Below are 15705 nucleotides of genomic sequence, written 5' to 3'. Positions count from 1 at the left end.
TGTCTCTGTTGTGATGGGACTGGGGCGGGAGTCTAGAAACGATTTCGATATCGATCCAATCGTTTTTTAGACAAAATGCATATCAATCGGTGGATTCTGGAAAACCCCGTCAGACCTTCGTTCGCAGCCTCTTCATGAACACCTACAACCACTGGTTCATCCGCGCCCGCCTCAAGACCCGCCAGCTGCTGTTGCTGGTGGCGCTGGCCGAGGAAGGCAACATCCACCGCGCGGCGCAGGTGCTCAACATGACGCAGCCCGCCGCGTCGAAATTGCTGAAAGACCTGGAAGACGTGCTCGAGGTGCCGCTGTTCGAGCGCCTGCCGCGCGGCATGCGCCCCACCTGGTACGGCGAGACCATGATCCGCCACGCCCGCGTGGCGCTGGCCAGCCTGAACCAGGCGCACGACGAGCTCACCGCGCTGAAGGCTGGGCGCCTCGGCCAGGTGAACGTGGGCGCCATCACCGCGCCGGGCCTCACGCTGATGCCGCCGGCCGTGGCGATGGTCAAGCGCGAGCAGCCCGACCTGCGCGTGTCACTGGAAATCGAGACCAGCCCGGTGCTGCTCGAGCGGCTCGAGCAGGGCAAGCTCGACATCCTCGTGGCGCGGCTGTTCGCCGAGCACGACAAATCGCAGCTGCGCTACGAAGCGCTCACCGAGGAGCCCGTGTGCGCGCTGGTGCGCCCCGGCCATCCGCTGCTGGGCGTGAGCGGGCTCACGCTGCGCGACGTGGTGGGCGCCGGCTGGATCGTGCCGCCCGCGGGCAGCGTGCTGCGCCACCGCTTCGAGCTGATGTTCCAGGAAGAAGGCCTGGCGCCGCCGGGCAACATCATCGAGAGCCCGGCGCTGCTGTTCATCACGCGCATGCTGCAGCAGAGCGACATGGTCGCGGTGCTGGCGACCGACGTGGCGCGCTATTACGCCTCGCACGGCATCGTGTCGCTGCTGCCGCTGGACATGCCCTGCCACATGGACGCCTTCGGCATCATCACGCGCACCGACCGGCTGCTGTCGCCGGCCGCGAAGGTGATGATGAAGGCGCTGAAGACCGCGAGCATGAGCGTCTACGGACGCAAACTCGAGATGGACTGATCAGGTCCAACCGGCATCGACGGTGAACTCCTGCGCGGTGCACATCTTCGCGTCGTCCGACGCCAGGAACAGCACCATGCGCGCGATGTCTTCCGGCATCAGCTTGTCGGGCAGGCACTGGTTGCGGTGCAGCGCCTTCTCGCCCTCCTCGTCGAGCCACAGTGCCACCTGCCGCTCGGTCATCACCCAGCCGGGCGACACGGTGTTGATGCGGATGCGATCCTTGCCCAGTTCCACCGCGAGCCCGCGCGTGAGGCCGTTCACCGACGACTTGGCGATCGCGTAGCAGGGGTAGCCCGAGCCCTTGGTCTGCCAGCCCGTGGAGCCGAGGTTGATCACCGAGCCGAAGCCCAGGCGCTTCATGCCCGGCACCACCGACTGGATCGCGAACAGCGCGGGCCGCTCGTTGATGGCCATGCGGTTGTCGTAGTAGTCGGGCGTGACCGATGCGAGCGTGTGGCGGTCGTCGCTGGCCACGTTGTTGACCAGCACCGCGAAGTCGCCGAGCTCGGCGGCCGCGTCGGCCATGGCCTGCTGCAACGCGCCGATGTCGCGCACGTCGCAGGCGCGCCACCACGGCGCGGCGTGGCCGGCCCCGGCGATCTGCGCGGCGAGCGCTGCGCTGGCACCTTCTGCGATATCAACGAAGGCCACGCGCGCACCCTGCGCCGCGAACGCGGCGACGATGGCCGCACCGATGCCGCTGCCGCCGCCGGTGACGAACACGGTGCGGCCCTTCAGGCTGGGATGGATGGAAAGCTGGGGGGAATTCAAGAAAAAGGTCTCCAGGGGGCATCTCATGACATTGCAAAATACATATCAATCGATTCAGTTATTTTCAATTTCTATTATCAATATGCCTTGATACGATCCGCCGCGTCAAGGCGACATGACCCACAGAAAGAACAAATGAACATGCAAGAGACAAGCGCCCCTTCTTCGCCGCTCGCAGCGCCCCGCGTGCTCGGCACCCCCGAATGCCTCTGGCCGGCAGCCGCCGACCTCGGCGAAGGCACGCTGTGGTCGGTGCGCGAGCAGGCGCTGTACTGGATCGACATCCTGCAGCCGCGCCTGTTCCGCTACGACCCGGCCACGGGCGCGCAGCGCACCTGGCACTTCGACGAAGAGATCACCGCAATTTCCGAGCGTGCGTCGGCGCCGGGCCTGTTCCTCACGCTGCGCCGCGGCTTCGCGCTGTTCGACACCACCGTGCCCGGCGACACCACGAAGCCGCGCTACCTGCACCAGCCCGAACCCGAGCGCACCGGCAACCGCTTCAACGACGGCAAGTGCGACAGCCGCGGCCGCTTCTGGGCCGGCAGCATGGACTTCGACTGCAAGGCACCCACCGGCGCGCTCTACCGCTTCGACGCCGACGGCCATTGCACGCGGCACGACGACGGCTTCGAGGTGACCAACGGGCCGACGTGGTCGGGCGACGGCCGCACCATGTACTTCAACAACACGGCGATCAACAAGCTGTACGCCTACGACTTCGACATGGACGCCGGCGCGGTGTCGAACAAGCGCGTGTGGCACCGCTTCCCGAAGGGCGACGGCCTGCCCGACGGCATGACCACCGACGCGGCCGGCCGCCTGTGGATCGCGCACTGGGACGGCGCCTGCGTCACCTGCCACGACCCGGTGAGCGCCGCCGAGCTGTGCCGCATCGCGCTGCCCGCGAGCAACGTGACCGACTGCGCCTTCGGCGGTGCCGACATGCAGACGCTCTACATCACGACCGCGCGCAACGGCCGCACCGAAGAACAGCTGAAGAGCGAGCCGCTGGCCGGTGGGCTCTTCTCGGTGCGCATCGACAGCCCCGGCGTGCCGGCGGCGCTGTTCGCCGGCTAGGCGCCCTCGCGCGGCTGCAGCGACGGCAGGTGCGCCGCCGCGAAATCGGCGAACAGCCGGGCCCGCGCGAAGCTGCCGCGGGATGAAGGCCACACCGCGTGGACCGGAATCCTCGGCGACTCGAACTCGGTCAGCACCAGTTCGGCCTGCCCGCTGTCGAGCAGGTCGCGGATCTGCCACAGCGGCGTGAAGAACAGGCCCAGCCCGCTCAGCACGGCCGCATAGATCGCGGCGGTGTTGTCGGCCCGGAAGCGCCCCGCCACCTTGACGCGCTGCAGCGTGCCGTCGACCGTGAAGGGCCAGTGCGCGTCGCTGCCGTGCGTGGTGCGCACCACGCACTGGTGGTCGGCCAGGTCTTCGGGCCGCTGCGGCCGCCCGTGCCGCGCGAAGTACGCCGGCGAGCCGAACACCACCAGCCGCAGCTCGCCGAGCGGCTTGGCCGCCAGTTCGGAATCGGGCAGCTCGCCGATGCGGATGGCCAGGTCCAGCTCGCCTTCGATCAGGTCCACGAAACGGTCGGAGGCCGTGAGCTCGACCTCCATGTCCGGGTAGCGCTGCATGAACGCGCCGATCAGCGGCACCACGAAGGCCGGCGCGAACTGCACCGGCGCGGCCACGCGCAGCAGGCCCCGCGGCGAGGCGAGCTGGCTGCTGGCCTCGACGGCCGCCGCATCGAACTCCGCCAGCGCGGCCTGCACGCGGCGGTGGTAGGCCAGCCCCACTTCGGTGACCGACGACTGCCGCGTGGTGCGGCGAAGGAGTTGCACGCCCAGGCTGCGCTCGAGCACGCTCAGCGAGCGGCTGATCGACTGCACCGAGCGCCCCAGGTGCCGGGCCGCCGCGCTCTGGCTGCCGTGGTCGACGATGGCCACGAAGGCCCGGATGTCCTGAATCTGGTCCATGGATTCTCTCGGTCTGGATGAAGGTCTATGGCGGCGCGCGTGGCTTCCCGATGGCGCCTGCCGTTCGTATCTTCGAGGCCTCGCGGTCGCAGGCCGCATGGCCACAAACGAAGGAATCATTCCATGAAACAACGACACAGACCCACCGTGCCGGTGATCGGCGCCGACGACTCAGAGGGGCTGCAACCCCGTCCGCGCACCTTGAACAACCACATCCAGGAGCTTGCCCAACCATGACCACAAGAAAACTGCCGGCCCGTTATGCGGGCATCGTCATGCCCTTCCTGCTGTCGATCTTCATGTCGTGCATCGTGGCGGGCATCTCCACGCTCAAGAGCGTGGGGCTGGCCTCGGGCCTCTTCCAGATGTGGATGGCCGCATGGGGCGTGTCGTGGCTGGCCGCGTTTCCGTCGCTGCTCGTGGTGCTGCCGGTGGTGCGCCGGATCGTGGCGGCAACGGTGCAGAGCCCGACCCGCTGATCCGTGGTCAGCCGATGCCGAAGCGGTGCTCGGTCGTGCTGGCGAACACCTCGCCGGGGCGCAGCACGGTCGACACGAACGCTGGCCTGTTCGGCGCATCGGGAAAGTGCTGCGTCTCCAGGCACAGGCCGTCGCCCTGGCGCAGGCTCGCGCCCGCGCTGCCGAGCAGGCTGCCGTCGAGGAAGTTGCCCGAATAGAACTGCACGCCGGGCTCGGTGGTGTGCACGTCCATCACGCGGCCCGAGGCCTCGTGGGCGAGGCGCGCCGCAAACGCCAGGCCCGTGCCGCTGCGGTCGAGCACCCAGTTGTGGTCGTAGCCATGCGCGCGCAGCAGCTGCTCGTGGCCGTCGCGGATGCGCTCGCCGATGCGCGTCGGCGTGCGGAAATCGAAAGGCGTGCCGGCCACCTCGCCCAGCCCGAGCGGGATGAGCGTGGCATCGACCGGGCAGTAGCGGCTCGCGGGCAGCGTCAGCACATGGTCCATCACCGAGCCGCTGCCGGCGAGGTTGAAGTAGTCGTGGTGGCTCAGGTTGAGCACCGTGGGCCGGTCGGTGGTGGCGCGGTAGTCGATGCGCCAGATGTTGGCCGTGGCACTCAAGGTGTAGCGCACCGTCAGCTGCACCTCGCCGGGGTAGCCCTCTTCGCCGTCGGCGCTGGTGTAGCGCAGTTCGAGGGCTAGCGCATCAGGCACCGGCACGATCTCCCAGTAGCGCTTGCCGAAGCCCGTGGCACCGCCGTGCAGCGTGTTCACGCCATCGTTCAGGCCCAGCTGGTGAGGCGTGCCGTCGAGCGTGAAGCGGCCCGCCGCGATGCGGTTCGCGTAGCGGCCGACGATGGTGCCGAAGTGCGGGTGCGGCTTCAGGTAGTCATCGAGCGAGGGCAAGCCCAGCACCACGTTGGCGCTGCGCCCCTGCCGATCAGGCACATGCAGCGCGGTGACGATGCCGCCGAGGTGGATGGCGCTCAAGCGCAGGCCGTGGCCGTTGTCGAGCGTGTATTCGGTGACGGGCCGGCCGTCGGGCATGGCGCCGAAGGGGCGCGAGGTGAGCGTCATCGGGCTTCTTGCGACTGCAGCGCTTCGCGCGCGCACTGCGACGCGGTACGCAGGCCGATGCGGTCTTTCAGGTCGTGGAAGGTCGGCGGCTCGGCCGCGTAGGTCATCACCTCGACGCGGTGGCCTGCCTTACGCACCGCATCGGCAAAGCGCTGCTGCAGCGCGAACGGCGTGTTGCGGTCGTCGGGGTTGCCGATGAGCACGATGCGCCGCTGCGGATCGCGCGGGATGCCGGCCACGTGGTCCAGCGGGTCGTAGACCTGCGAGCTGCCCGTGGTGTCGGTGCGCCCGTCCTTCGAGCGGCCGAGCAGCCGCGCGCGCTCCAGCAGGTCGAACGCGCCCGACGTGAGCACCGCGCAGGCCACGCGCGTGCGCCCGAGCGTGAGCAGCGCGGCGCCGGCCGTGGCGCCGCCGCTGTGGCCGAAGAGCACCACGCGCTGCAGCCGGTGGCGCTGCATCAGCGCCTCCAGGGCCGCATCGAGCGCATGGAACTCCACCGCCTCGCGCCGCCGGCGGTGGTCGCCCGACGAACCGTAGGTGCCGGGGCGCGCCATGAAGATCCACGGCATGCCCGCGCGGTCGCCCGCGGCCTGCGCGTCGAGCGTGCGCAGCGGCTCGGTGTTGCCGGGAATGCGCGTGGGTGACTGGTTCATCACGCTGTCGCGGTCGCCCGAGAACTGCACGATGGCGATGCGCGCGTCGTCGATGTCGCGGCTCGCGAAGTAGCGGATGCACGACGGCCCCTCGACCGCCTGCACCCAGAGAAAGCCCGGGCGGTCGGGGCAGTTGGCGCGCACGGCGGGCTGGTTCCAGTGCAGCAGCGCGCCCTCGGCCGACGCGGCGGCGGCCGGTTCGCGCGGCGCGGCGGCCTTCGGTGCGTCGGCGCGCTGCGCACAGGCCGTCTGCACGAGCGCGATCACCAGCAGCAGGCAGGCCAGGCGCGTGCGCGGCTTCATAGCTTCTGCAGCAGTTCGGAGATGAGGCCGAAGTCCGACTGCTGGCGGTCGCCCTTCACCAGCACCAGGTCGCCGTCGCGCAGGAAGTCGACGAGGTAGCCGGTGAGCTGCGCGGCGTCTTCGAAGTGCGGGCCGAGCAGCTCGGCCGGCACCTCCTCGCGCAGCCAGCGCATCTCGGCGCCGTGCGTCACGAGGTGCTGGATGCCCGAGGCCAGCAGCGGCGCGGCGAGGCTGCGGTGCATAGCCTCGGCTTCCTTGTCGAGGTTGATGATGCGCCCGAGCACGCCGATCTTGCGCGTCACCGGCCCGTGCACCGCGCGCTGGTAGGTGCGCACGAACTCCATCGCGTTGCGCATCGACATGACCTCGGCGTTCCAGCTGTCGTCGATCAGCGTGGCCTGCACGCCGGTCGGCGTGCGCAGCGCGCGCACCTGCATCACCGAGGCCGGCAGGCGCACGAAAGGCATGCGTGCGCACGCGGCCTCGGCGTCGAAGCCCATGGCCAGCAGCGCGGCGAAGGCCAGCGACGAATTGCGCACCAGCCCGGCGCTCGCGATCGGGAACAGGTACTCCACGGTGCGCCCCGGCAGCGCGATGCGCACGCGGCAGCCGCCGTCGGGCTCGGGCCGGGTGTCGACGATGCGGATGTTGGCGTCGGGCCCGCTGCCCACGACCCAGATGGCGCCGGCCGTGCGCGCCGCGGCCCGCACCACCTGCGCCAGGCAGGGAATGTGGTCGGGCACGATCGCTACGCCGCCGGGCTCCAGCCCGAGGAAGATGCGCGACTTGAACTCGGCCGTCTGTTCGAGCGTGGCGGTCTGGCGGGTCTGCGACAGGCCGATCTCGGTGAGGATGGCCACGTGCGGGCGCGCCAGCAGCGAGATCGGGCCGCGGTCCATCCACAGCGAACTCTGCGCCATCTCGAGCACGCACACGTCGGCATCGGCCGCGAGGTTGGCCAGCATCGCCGGCACGCCGACGCGCGAGTTGTAGTTGTCGATGGTGGTGTGCACGCGCGCCGCCTCGGGCAGCAGGTCGCGCACCATGGCGATGGTGGACGACTTGCCGACCGTGCCGGTCACGCCCACCACGCGGCCCTGGAAGCGCGCACGCGCAGCGATGCCCAGGTCGATCATGGCGCGGATCGGATCGTCGACCTGCAGCAGCGGGAGCGACGGGTCGAGCCCGGCCACCGGGTGCGCGACCACCGCGCCCGCCAGCGCCTGCTGCAGCGCGGGCAGATCGTCGTGGCGGTCGGGGTTGTCGCTGCGCGGCTTGCTGTAGTTCTCGTGTTTGGCGAGCGTGCGGTAGTCGGACGCGATGAACAGCGCCGGCTTGGGCAGCCGCGCCATGTGCGCCGGTCCGCGCACCACCGCGTTCACGAACCAGCCCGGCGGCGGCGGCACCAGCCACTGCCCGCCGACCACGCGCTGCAGCTCGTCGGCGGTCCACACGGGCGACGCCTGCGGCGTTGCGCCGGGGCGCAGCGCGGCGAGCACGGGCGCGGGGCGCTGGGGCAGGGGCGTTGGGAATTTCGGCACGCGCAGGCCGCACCACACGGGCAGCCGGCGCGCGCCCGGCAGGTCGGACATGCTGCCGCGCACGCGCACCTCGATCTGCAGCACATCGTTCTCGAGCAGGCCCAGGCGCGGCGCGCGCAGGCCGTAGCGGTCGCGGTAGATGCGTCCCGGCGTCCAGCGGCTGGTGGGCCACATCCAGTCGCAGGGGTCGTGGTCCATGGCCTCGCCCCACGGCGGCATGGTGCTGCTGCGCATCGGCAGCGCGCGGAACTGCACGCGCAGGTCGGCGCTCACGGGCGCATCGACGGTCCAGAACGACTCGACCCACAGCAGCCGGCGCCCCACGATCTGCGTCGGCGCGCAGCGGATGCCCACGAGACGCAGCGGGCCGATCTGGATCGGGCGCATCTGCGCGTCGGCCGGTACCGCATCGACCGACCACTCGGGCCGGGGCGCGAGCACGGGGCCGACGAGCGCGGGCGGGCGCGAGGCCGACAGCGGCGCCAGCGGCGGGCGCCCGGCCGGCGCGGTGCGTTCGGGTGGCGACAGCTGCAGCGCGCAGCGCCCATCGGGCCGCGCCGTCATCTCGGTGCCGAGCGCACGACAGAGTTCGGCGAAGCGCGCGCTTGCGGCTTCGGCCGCTTCGCCCGCGAGCTGCTGTGAGAAGCCGAAGCCCACGCCCACCGGCGTGAACACCACCTCCTCGACGCCATGCGGCCCCAGGCGCAACGAGAACACGCCGGAGTCCGCGAGGTCGTTGCGGATGGCGTCGAACAGCAGGTCGCCCGCGTCGTGCAGGATCGGCCGGCCCTGGTAGACCTCGATGCCCTGCAGCACATGCGCCGAGGTGCCGAGCACCGCGTCGGCGCCGGCTTCGACGATGGCGTGGCCGACGGCGATCTCGGCGCGCGAGGGCTCGGTCTCCAGGTTCTCGCCCCAGTGCACGGCCACCAACACCACGTCGGCTTCATGGCGCGCGGCGGCGATGCGCGGCGCGAGCGTGGCGCGCCAGGCCGCGGGGTCATCGAGCGACAGCCAGGCGGCGCCAGGAAGCTTCGCGGTGGCCGCAAAGCGCGGCTGCGTGGCGTCGAGCGAGAACAGCGCCACGCGCAGCCCGCCGGCCTGGCGGAAAGCGGGGCTCAGCGCGGAATCGAGGTCGGGCCCGGTGCCGGCGAAGGCGATGGCGGCGGCGTTCAGCAGCCCGTGCTGCTCCAGCAGCGCCTCGGGGCCGTAGTCGCCGCTGTGGTTGTTGGCCGTGGCGACCATGTCGATGCCGGCCTCGGTCAGCACCGCGAGCATCTCGGGCCGCGCGCGGTAGTAATAAGGACCGCCCTCGTCTTTCTCGACGCCCTGCGCGCCCGTGGTGGCGACCACGCATTCGAGGTTCACGATGCGCAGGTCGGCCTCGCGCAGCGCGGGGATGTCGCCGAGCATGCGGGCGGGGCCGCCCAGTTCGTGCATGCGGTAGTGCTGGCGCCGGCCCAGGTTGACGTCGCCGCCCCACAGCACGGTGCCTTCGAGCCCGCGCGGTGCGGCTGGCTCGGTGGCGGCTTGCGAGAGCTGTGCGCTCTGTTGCTGCGCCTCACGCGCTTCGAGCAGCCGGTGGTAGGCCACGTAGCCCGACAGGTAATGCTCCACGTCGTCGATGCGCACGCGGAAGCTGTGGTGCTTGATGAAGAACGCGCCCGCGATGCGGTCGGGGTGGCGGAAGAACATCGCCAGCTCCGGCCAGAAGTGGCCGTTGGCGAGGTAGCGCGCGCGGTGCTCCAGCGCGCGGTCGAACTTGTGGCGATCGAGCCCCGCGAGCAGCGGGCGCAGGGCCGGGTCGGCTTCGAGCCGCAGCACCATCTCGCGCGCGGCCATCATCAGCTCGAGCAGCGTGGGGAAGGTGGTGATGCGCTCCAGCACGAAGTCCAGGTGGCCCGCCATGTTCTGCAGGCCGAACTGGTAGTAGCGCGTCTCGGGCTTGAAGCGCGTGAGTTCGTTGACGCAGTAGCTCAGCCAGTGGTCGTGCGCGCGCCAGTGGCCCGCCGCGATGAAGTGCTCGAAGGCCTTCTCGACCACCGCGAGCCATCGCGCGTCGCGCGTGAGGCCGTACAGCCGCATCAGCCCGAAGGCCGCTTCGCCGTCGTAGTAAATGATGCGGTAGGGCTCCTTCACGTCGAGCCCCGGGTGGTTGAGCACGTGCACGAAGCGCCCGGTCTCGGGGTCCTGCATGGAGCGGATGCCCAGCGCGAGCTGCTCCATCAGCGGCTGGTACTGCGCATCGCCGGTGAGCTCGGTGTACTTCACGAACGCCAGCAGGCACACGGCGTTGCCGCCGAGCTTGATCTCGTTGCCGATGTCGACCAGGAAGGCGGCCTGCGTGCCGTCGGCCAGCGTGGCGCGGCGGATCAGCCGCTGGCTCAGGAAGGCCAGCGCGCGGTCGATGGCGGCCTTCTGCACGTCGCTGCGCGTGAGCTCCCAGCCTTCGAGCATCGCGTAGGTGGAGCTGGCGTGGCGCAGCGTGTTGTAGGTGGGAATCGCGCGATCGAAGCAGGGGAACCAGCCGTAGTGGAACTCGCCCGTGGGCTTGACCTGCTCGGCCAGGTAGTCGCTCGCCGAGTCGACCAGCGCGCGCACCTGCTTTGCGTTCCAGTCGGTGAGCGTGCGAAAGCCCGCGGCCTGCCCTTGCGCGGTGAGCGGCCAGGCGCCCTCGGCGTCGACGTACACGGCGCGCGTGGTGAAGCACCACACGGGCGCGGCGTCGTCGGTGGGAAAGTCGCGCTCGTCGCCGAAGCGGCGTTTCGTGTGTGTGCGCAGGTTGCCGCTGTTGGGGTCGGCATGGTCCAGCGTGCCGTTGTAGAGCACGGCGCTGCCGTGCATCTCCTGCGCGAGCAACGCGGTCTCGAAGCGCGCGTCGAGCGCGATGCCTTCGTTGAAGTAGTTGCGCTTGGTCAGCGCCAGCCGCGCCTTCAGTTCGCCCCAGGTCATGGGCGTGGCGCGCTCGACGATCTCCGCGCGCAGCCGCTGCGCGGGCCGCTCGGCGCGCTGGGCCTTCACGGCCAGCGCCTCGGCGGCGGCCTGCCACGCAGCTTCGGTGTCGGGGCCGCGGCCCATGACGACGCGGGCGCGGCTTTCGCCCTCGCCCATCGCGAGGAACACCACGCAGCCGGCCTCGTCGGTGGCGGGCGGGACCGGGGGCAACGCCCCGTCCGGGGTGGCCAGGGCCTGCCTGGCGCGGTTCAACAGATCGGCGAGGGGGACGGGAGCTTGGTGAGTCATGCGCCGCGAATGATGACAGGCCACGGCGCAGCCTGCCACTGCGGAAATCCGGGGCGGCGTCGGACCCGGATCAGGCCCAGGCGTCGAACACCGCGCCGCGCACGGCCTCGACCGCCGCCGATCGCTGGCCGCCGGCCGGCGCGACCCAGCACAGCCACGTGTGTGAGCGCCAACCGTTCCAGACCACGAGCTCGCCCTGGCGCTCGCCCTGCTCGGCCTGGTCCAGCCGCATCAGGCCCGCGCCCATGCCGCTGGCGACCATGCTGCGGATGGCGCTCTCGCCGTCGGCGGTGACGCCCTGGCGGTAGTCGCGCCCGGCCGAGGCGAACAGCTTTTCGAGGTGCGCGCGCAGGATGCACGAGGGCGGCGTGCCGACCCAGGTCAGGTCGGTGAGCTGTTCGAGCGTGAGCTCGGGGTGCGCCTGCGCCACCGCCGGCGGCAGGCCCACGGCCAGGTCGACCACGCCCAGGCGGCGCAGCTCGAAGCCTTCGAGCCGCTCGGCATCGCTGAGCACATAGGCGCAGTCGAGTTCGCCGCGCTGCACGGCCGCCAGGGTTTCGTACGACAGCCCCTGCTTGAGCTGCAGCGTGACCTGCGGGTGCTGCTGCGCCAGCGTGACCAGCACGCTGCCCAGGCGCAGCGCCACCGGATCGACCACCGTGCCGAAGCGCACCACGCCCTGCGCCGCGCCGCGCAGCTGGTCGGCGGCCGACTGCATGCGCATCGCCGAGGCCAGGGTGCGCTCGGCCTCCTCGAGCAGGCGCCGGCCGGCCGCGGTGGGCGACATGCCGCGCGGCGTGCGCTCGAACAGGCGCACGCCGAGTTCGTCTTCCAGCGCCTTGAGCTGCGCGCTGGCGGCCGGGGCGCTGGTGAACACGCGTTCGGCGGCGCGGGTCAGGTTGCCCTCCTTCGCGATGGCGACGAAGGTCTTCAGTTGGTACAGCTCCATGACTGCGGATTGTGAGCGCGTGCGACGCGGCGGTCCGTTCGCTTTTTCGGAAGCCCCGGTCCAAAGAAACGAATGGCCTTCGCGGCGGCGCATCCCCATCCTTCAGGTCACGCACTCACCGTTTCCTTGAAAGGTTTCCCCGTGTCCTCCCCTTCCTCACGCCTGCCGGGCATCGCGGCCCTGCTCTTCGCCACCGCCAGCTGGGGCAGCCTGTTCCTCGTCGGCAAGGGCGTGCTGCAGCACGTGGCGCCGGTGTGGCTCACGCTCATCCGCTACACCCTGTCGGCGCTGGTGTTCGCCGCGCTGCTGGGCCTGCGCGGCAGCGGCGGCTGGCACAAGCTGCGCCAGCACGCGGTGCCGCTGGCGCTGCATGGTTTTGCGGGCTTCGGCGTGTTCAGCATCCTGCTGTTCGTCGGGCTCTCGCACTCGGTGCCCTCGCACGGCGCGGTGCTGATCGCCACCACGCCGATCACCACGCAGCTGCTGCGCTGGTGGCTCGACGGTGTGCGCCCGACGCGCACCACCCTGCTGACCGCCGCGCTGGCGCTGGCCGGCGTGGCGACGGTGGCTGGGCTGCTGTCGCCCGGTGGCGCAGGCCTGTCGCACGACACGCTGCTGGGCGATGCCATCGCCTTCGTCGGCACGCTGGGCTGGGTCGTCTACACGCGCGGCGCGGCGCGCTTCCCGACGCTGGACACGGTGGACTACACCGCGCTCACGGTGCTGGCCTCGTGGCCGCTGCTGCTGGCCGTGGCGGTGGGCATGACCGCGCTGGGCGCCTCGCCCGCGCCCGACGCGCAGGGGCTGCGCCTGTCGTGGCAGGTGCTGCTGTACGTGGGGCTGGTGCCGTCGGCGCTCGCGGTGCTGGCCTTCAACCACGGCGTGCGCGCGCTCGGCGCGGTCACGGGCACGGCCTTCCTGAACTTCGTGCCGGTGTCAGCGCTGCTGATGGGGGTGGCGCTGGGCAAGCCGCCCGCGACACACGAGATCGTCGGCGTGGCGATGGTGGTGGTGGCGCTGCTGCTGCATGTGGCGGCAGCGAAGCGGGCGGCGACGCCGGTGGCGCCGGTTCGCGTGCCGGCGCCGGGTCAGCGCACCTGCGGCGTCACGCCCTGAACAGCGGTCAGCCCTCGGCGCGGCTGCGCCGGAAGATCGCGTAGTTGCCGTTCGCCATCCCCACGAGCACCTCGCCCACGTACAGCCGCGACTCCAGGTTGGCGACGGTGCGCCCGCGGTTGAGCAGCGTGGTCCTGCAGACGACCTTGCCTTCGAACACGGGCTTGAAGTAGTTCATCTTGATCTCGATGGTGGCGCAGATCTCGCCCGCCTCGAGCGTGGGGTACAGCGCCGTGCCCATGCCCGTGTCGGCCAGCGCATACAGCACGGCGCCATGCACTACTTCATGCGGGTTCAGGTGCTGCGGCGCGACGACCAGCGTCATGGTGCTGGCGCCGGCGGAGGCTTCCTCGCAGTGCAGGTCGATCAGTTCGGCGAAGGGATGTTTCATGGCGACGGGAAATGAAAGGACCCGCCGACTGTAGACCGCACGGCTCAGCGCCGCTCGGCCGTGAGCCAGAACAGCGTCTGCCGCACCTCGAGCGCCTCCCCCTGCGCGATGCGCGCATGCAGCCGTTGCAGCGCCGCGCGGCAGGCGTCGATGCGAAAGCCAGGGCACACATACGGCACCTGCAGCAGGTACCAGGCGAAGGCGCCGATGTCGGCAAAGCGCAGGCGCTCCGCGCCCGCCTCGCCGTGCACCACGCGCAGCCCGGCCCGCGTCAGTTGCGCGGTGGCGGTGTCGAGCTGCCAGCGCGGCGGCGCGGACCACGGCAGGTCGAGCAGCGCGTGGAAGCCCGCGTTGAAATCCGACGCGACCTGCTGCGTGAGGAAGTGCCCGCCCGGCACAAGGATGCGTTGCAGCTCGCGCGCCGCGAAGGACTCGTGGCGGTTGACGACGAGATGGAACGACGCATCGGCGAACGGCAGCTTCGGTTGCGCATCGTCGTCCGCCTGCAGCGCGTTGTCGTCGGCGCCTTCGACCTCGATCACCTCGATGCCCAGCGGCGCCAGCCGCTCGCGCGCGATGCCGACGTTCGGCGCCCAGCCCTCGGTGGCGACGGTGCGCGCGGGCCGGTGCGGCAGGCGGCTCAGCCACTCGCCGCCGCCGGTGCCCATGTCGAGCAGGTCGGGCGAAAGGCGGGCCAGCCGGTCAACCGCATCCTCGAAATGCCAGGGCGCGGGCGTGGTGACGATGCGGCCGTCGCAGGACAGGTCCCAGCCGGTCAGCGGGCGCTGTTGGGCGTCGCGCAGCAGGTCGTCGAATGCGCTCATGCCGCGGTGGCGCCGTCGAGTGCGCGGTAGAAGTAGGTGGTGCCGCACGGCGTGCCGTCGGGCAGCAGCGCGTAGCCGGGAATGGTGCCCACGCGCTGCCAGCCGCAGCGGGTGTACAGCCGCTCGGCCTCGGGGCTGGAGGTGTCGAGCACCAGCAGGGTCTTGCCGTGGTCGCGCGCGCGCTGTTCGGCGCCCTTCATCAGCAGCGCGCCGAGGCCGAGCCGGCGCGCGCGGCGGTGCACCAGCATCTTCGCGACCTCGCCGCGGTGCGGCTGGTTCTCGGGCTGTGCCAGCACCAACTGCACGGTGCCGACGATGCCCGCGTCGTCCTCGGCCACGAGCAGCTCGCGCTCGCCGCGCGCCACGCCGTCGGCCACGTGGCGCCAGAAGGCCCGTGCGCGTTCGGGCGTGAGCGGCTGCATGAAGCTCACCGAGGCGCCGCCCTCGACGCAATCGATGAGCACGTCGGCCAGCGCGTTCAGCTCGGCCTCGGTGACGGAAGAAAGGGCGCGCAGGCGCGGGGTGGGGGTGGCAGCAGTCATGGTCATTTCCGGTTGGATGCGTGAGAAGGCGCGCTGGTGATGACGACCGCGTAGCGCGCCGTCTCGCGGGTGGGGTTGAAGTAGCTCGTCGGCTGGTCGAGCACGAGCGCCAGGCAGTCGCCCGCTTCGAGCCGGTGCTGCTGGTCGCCGACCGCGAGTTCGATGCAGCCTTCGAGCACCCACACCTGCTGGTGGATGCGCGGCTCGCGCGCGCCGGTTTCGTAGGCCACGCGCGCGCCGGGCGGAAACAGCACCTCGACGATCTGGATCGGCGAGGCGTCGCCGCCGGCCGAGACATTGCGGCGCAGGTAGCCCGAATGCGGATCGCGCCATTCGAGCTGGTCGGCGCGGCGCGACACCGGGCTGGCGGCCGGCGCGTCGGACTCGAACAGCGAAGCCAGCGGCACGCCCAGGCCGGTCGCGAGTTTTTCGAGCAGCACGGCCGTCGGACTGCTCTCTCCGCGCTCGATCAGAGAGATCATGGAGCGGCTGACGCCGCAGTGCGTGGCCAGGGCGTCGAGCGAGAGATCGCGCGCCGCGCGCAGGGCGCGCACACGCTGGGCGATGCGGTCGTTGAGACTGGGGATCGAAGCTGATTCTTCTTTCATATTGGATGAAATATCCAATTAAATAGAAATTCAGTCAACCCCAGGGTCGAAGCGGCTCGTCTCGACCGCAGAGACTTGCTCGTCGAAGTGACTGTTCTTTGGAGAAATATTCATGCCAATCGCTGAAATCATCCAACACATCACCACCATCG

The 15705-nt window shown here is 70.6% G+C and carries 14 protein-coding genes; 4 read left to right on the top strand and 10 right to left on the bottom strand.

Annotated features, from left to right (window positions below; translation table 11 throughout):
• Positions 1-134 precede the first annotated feature (134 nt).
• Positions 135-1094: a LysR family transcriptional regulator gene (locus AC07OH_RS18320; protein WP_369644706.1), complete on the top strand. Its 960-nt coding sequence runs from the start codon at positions 135-137 to the stop codon at positions 1092-1094.
• Here AC07OH_RS18320 and AC07OH_RS18315 read toward each other — a convergent pair whose 3' ends face one another.
• A complete protein-coding gene (locus AC07OH_RS18315; RefSeq protein WP_495301649.1) occupies positions 1095-1895 on the bottom strand; it encodes an SDR family NAD(P)-dependent oxidoreductase in 801 nt (266 codons plus the stop codon). It abuts the gene before it with no gap.
• Between the two features lie 108 nt (positions 1896-2003).
• Between AC07OH_RS18315 and AC07OH_RS18310 the strand changes: the two genes are divergently transcribed.
• Positions 2004-2948, top strand: coding sequence for an SMP-30/gluconolactonase/LRE family protein (locus AC07OH_RS18310; protein WP_495301648.1), 945 nt, complete (start codon positions 2004-2006; stop codon positions 2946-2948).
• Here AC07OH_RS18310 and AC07OH_RS18305 read toward each other — a convergent pair.
• Positions 2945-3850: a LysR family transcriptional regulator gene (locus tag AC07OH_RS18305; RefSeq protein ID WP_139700859.1), complete on the bottom strand. Its 906-nt coding sequence runs from the start codon at positions 3848-3850 to the stop codon at positions 2945-2947. The two genes, AC07OH_RS18310 and AC07OH_RS18305, sit on opposite strands and share 4 nt — an antisense overlap.
• Before the next feature lie 233 nt (positions 3851-4083).
• Between AC07OH_RS18305 and AC07OH_RS18300 the strand changes: the two genes are divergently transcribed.
• A complete protein-coding gene (locus AC07OH_RS18300) occupies positions 4084-4329 on the top strand; it encodes a DUF2798 domain-containing protein (protein WP_495301647.1) in 246 nt (81 codons plus the stop codon).
• A 7-nt stretch (positions 4330-4336) separates the two neighbouring features.
• Here the strand turns inward: AC07OH_RS18300 and AC07OH_RS18295 are convergent, their stop codons facing one another.
• From AC07OH_RS18295 to AC07OH_RS18280, 4 genes are all read right to left on the bottom strand, one after another.
• The gene (locus tag AC07OH_RS18295) at positions 4337-5383 is read right to left on the bottom strand and encodes an aldose epimerase family protein (RefSeq protein WP_495301646.1); all 1047 of its coding nucleotides are present in this window, start codon (positions 5381-5383) and stop codon (positions 4337-4339) included.
• A complete protein-coding gene (locus AC07OH_RS18290; RefSeq protein ID WP_495301645.1) occupies positions 5380-6339 on the bottom strand; it encodes an alpha/beta hydrolase family protein in 960 nt (319 codons plus the stop codon). Before AC07OH_RS18290 ends, AC07OH_RS18295 begins: the two co-directional genes overlap by 4 nt.
• Positions 6336-11123, bottom strand: a complete 4788-nt coding sequence (locus AC07OH_RS18285) for a CapA family protein (RefSeq protein ID WP_495301644.1) — start codon at positions 11121-11123, stop codon at positions 6336-6338. Before AC07OH_RS18285 ends, AC07OH_RS18290 begins: the two co-directional genes overlap by 4 nt.
• Positions 11124-11193: 70 nt before the next feature.
• Positions 11194-12072 (bottom strand): LysR family transcriptional regulator, encoded by an 879-nt coding sequence (locus AC07OH_RS18280; RefSeq protein ID WP_495301643.1) that lies wholly within the window; start codon positions 12070-12072, stop codon positions 11194-11196.
• Positions 12073-12213: 141 nt separating this feature from the next.
• On the opposite strand from AC07OH_RS18280, the gene AC07OH_RS18275 reads away from it, so the two are divergent.
• Positions 12214-13188 (top strand): DMT family transporter, encoded by a 975-nt coding sequence (locus AC07OH_RS18275; RefSeq protein ID WP_390346572.1) that lies wholly within the window; start codon positions 12214-12216, stop codon positions 13186-13188.
• 7 nt (positions 13189-13195) lie between these two features.
• Here AC07OH_RS18275 and AC07OH_RS18270 read toward each other — a convergent pair whose 3' ends face one another.
• From AC07OH_RS18270 to AC07OH_RS18255, 4 genes are read right to left on the bottom strand one after another with little or no spacing between them, the layout of a single operon-like run.
• Entirely contained in the window at positions 13196-13579 is a 384-nt protein-coding gene (locus tag AC07OH_RS18270) for a PaaI family thioesterase (protein WP_495301642.1), read from the bottom strand.
• A 44-nt stretch (positions 13580-13623) separates the two neighbouring features.
• Complete coding sequence (locus tag AC07OH_RS18265) at positions 13624-14403, bottom strand: class I SAM-dependent methyltransferase (protein WP_495301641.1); 780 nt, start codon at positions 14401-14403, stop codon at positions 13624-13626.
• Positions 14400-14951: a GNAT family N-acetyltransferase gene (locus AC07OH_RS18260; protein WP_495301640.1), complete on the bottom strand. Its 552-nt coding sequence runs from the start codon at positions 14949-14951 to the stop codon at positions 14400-14402. Before AC07OH_RS18260 ends, AC07OH_RS18265 begins: the two co-directional genes overlap by 4 nt.
• Positions 14948-15553 carry a helix-turn-helix domain-containing protein gene (locus AC07OH_RS18255; RefSeq protein WP_390346575.1) on the bottom strand — a complete coding sequence of 202 codons (606 nt, stop codon included), beginning with the start codon at positions 15551-15553 and terminating at the stop codon, positions 14948-14950. The genes AC07OH_RS18260 and AC07OH_RS18255 overlap by 4 nt, the downstream gene beginning before the upstream one ends.
• Positions 15554-15705 lie beyond the last annotated feature (152 nt).

It is taken from the genome of Variovorax sp. GW821-FHT10C12 (assembly GCF_059415405.1).
The sequence above is the reverse complement of the archived record's forward strand: the minus strand, read 5'-3'. Positions and strand labels throughout refer to the sequence as shown.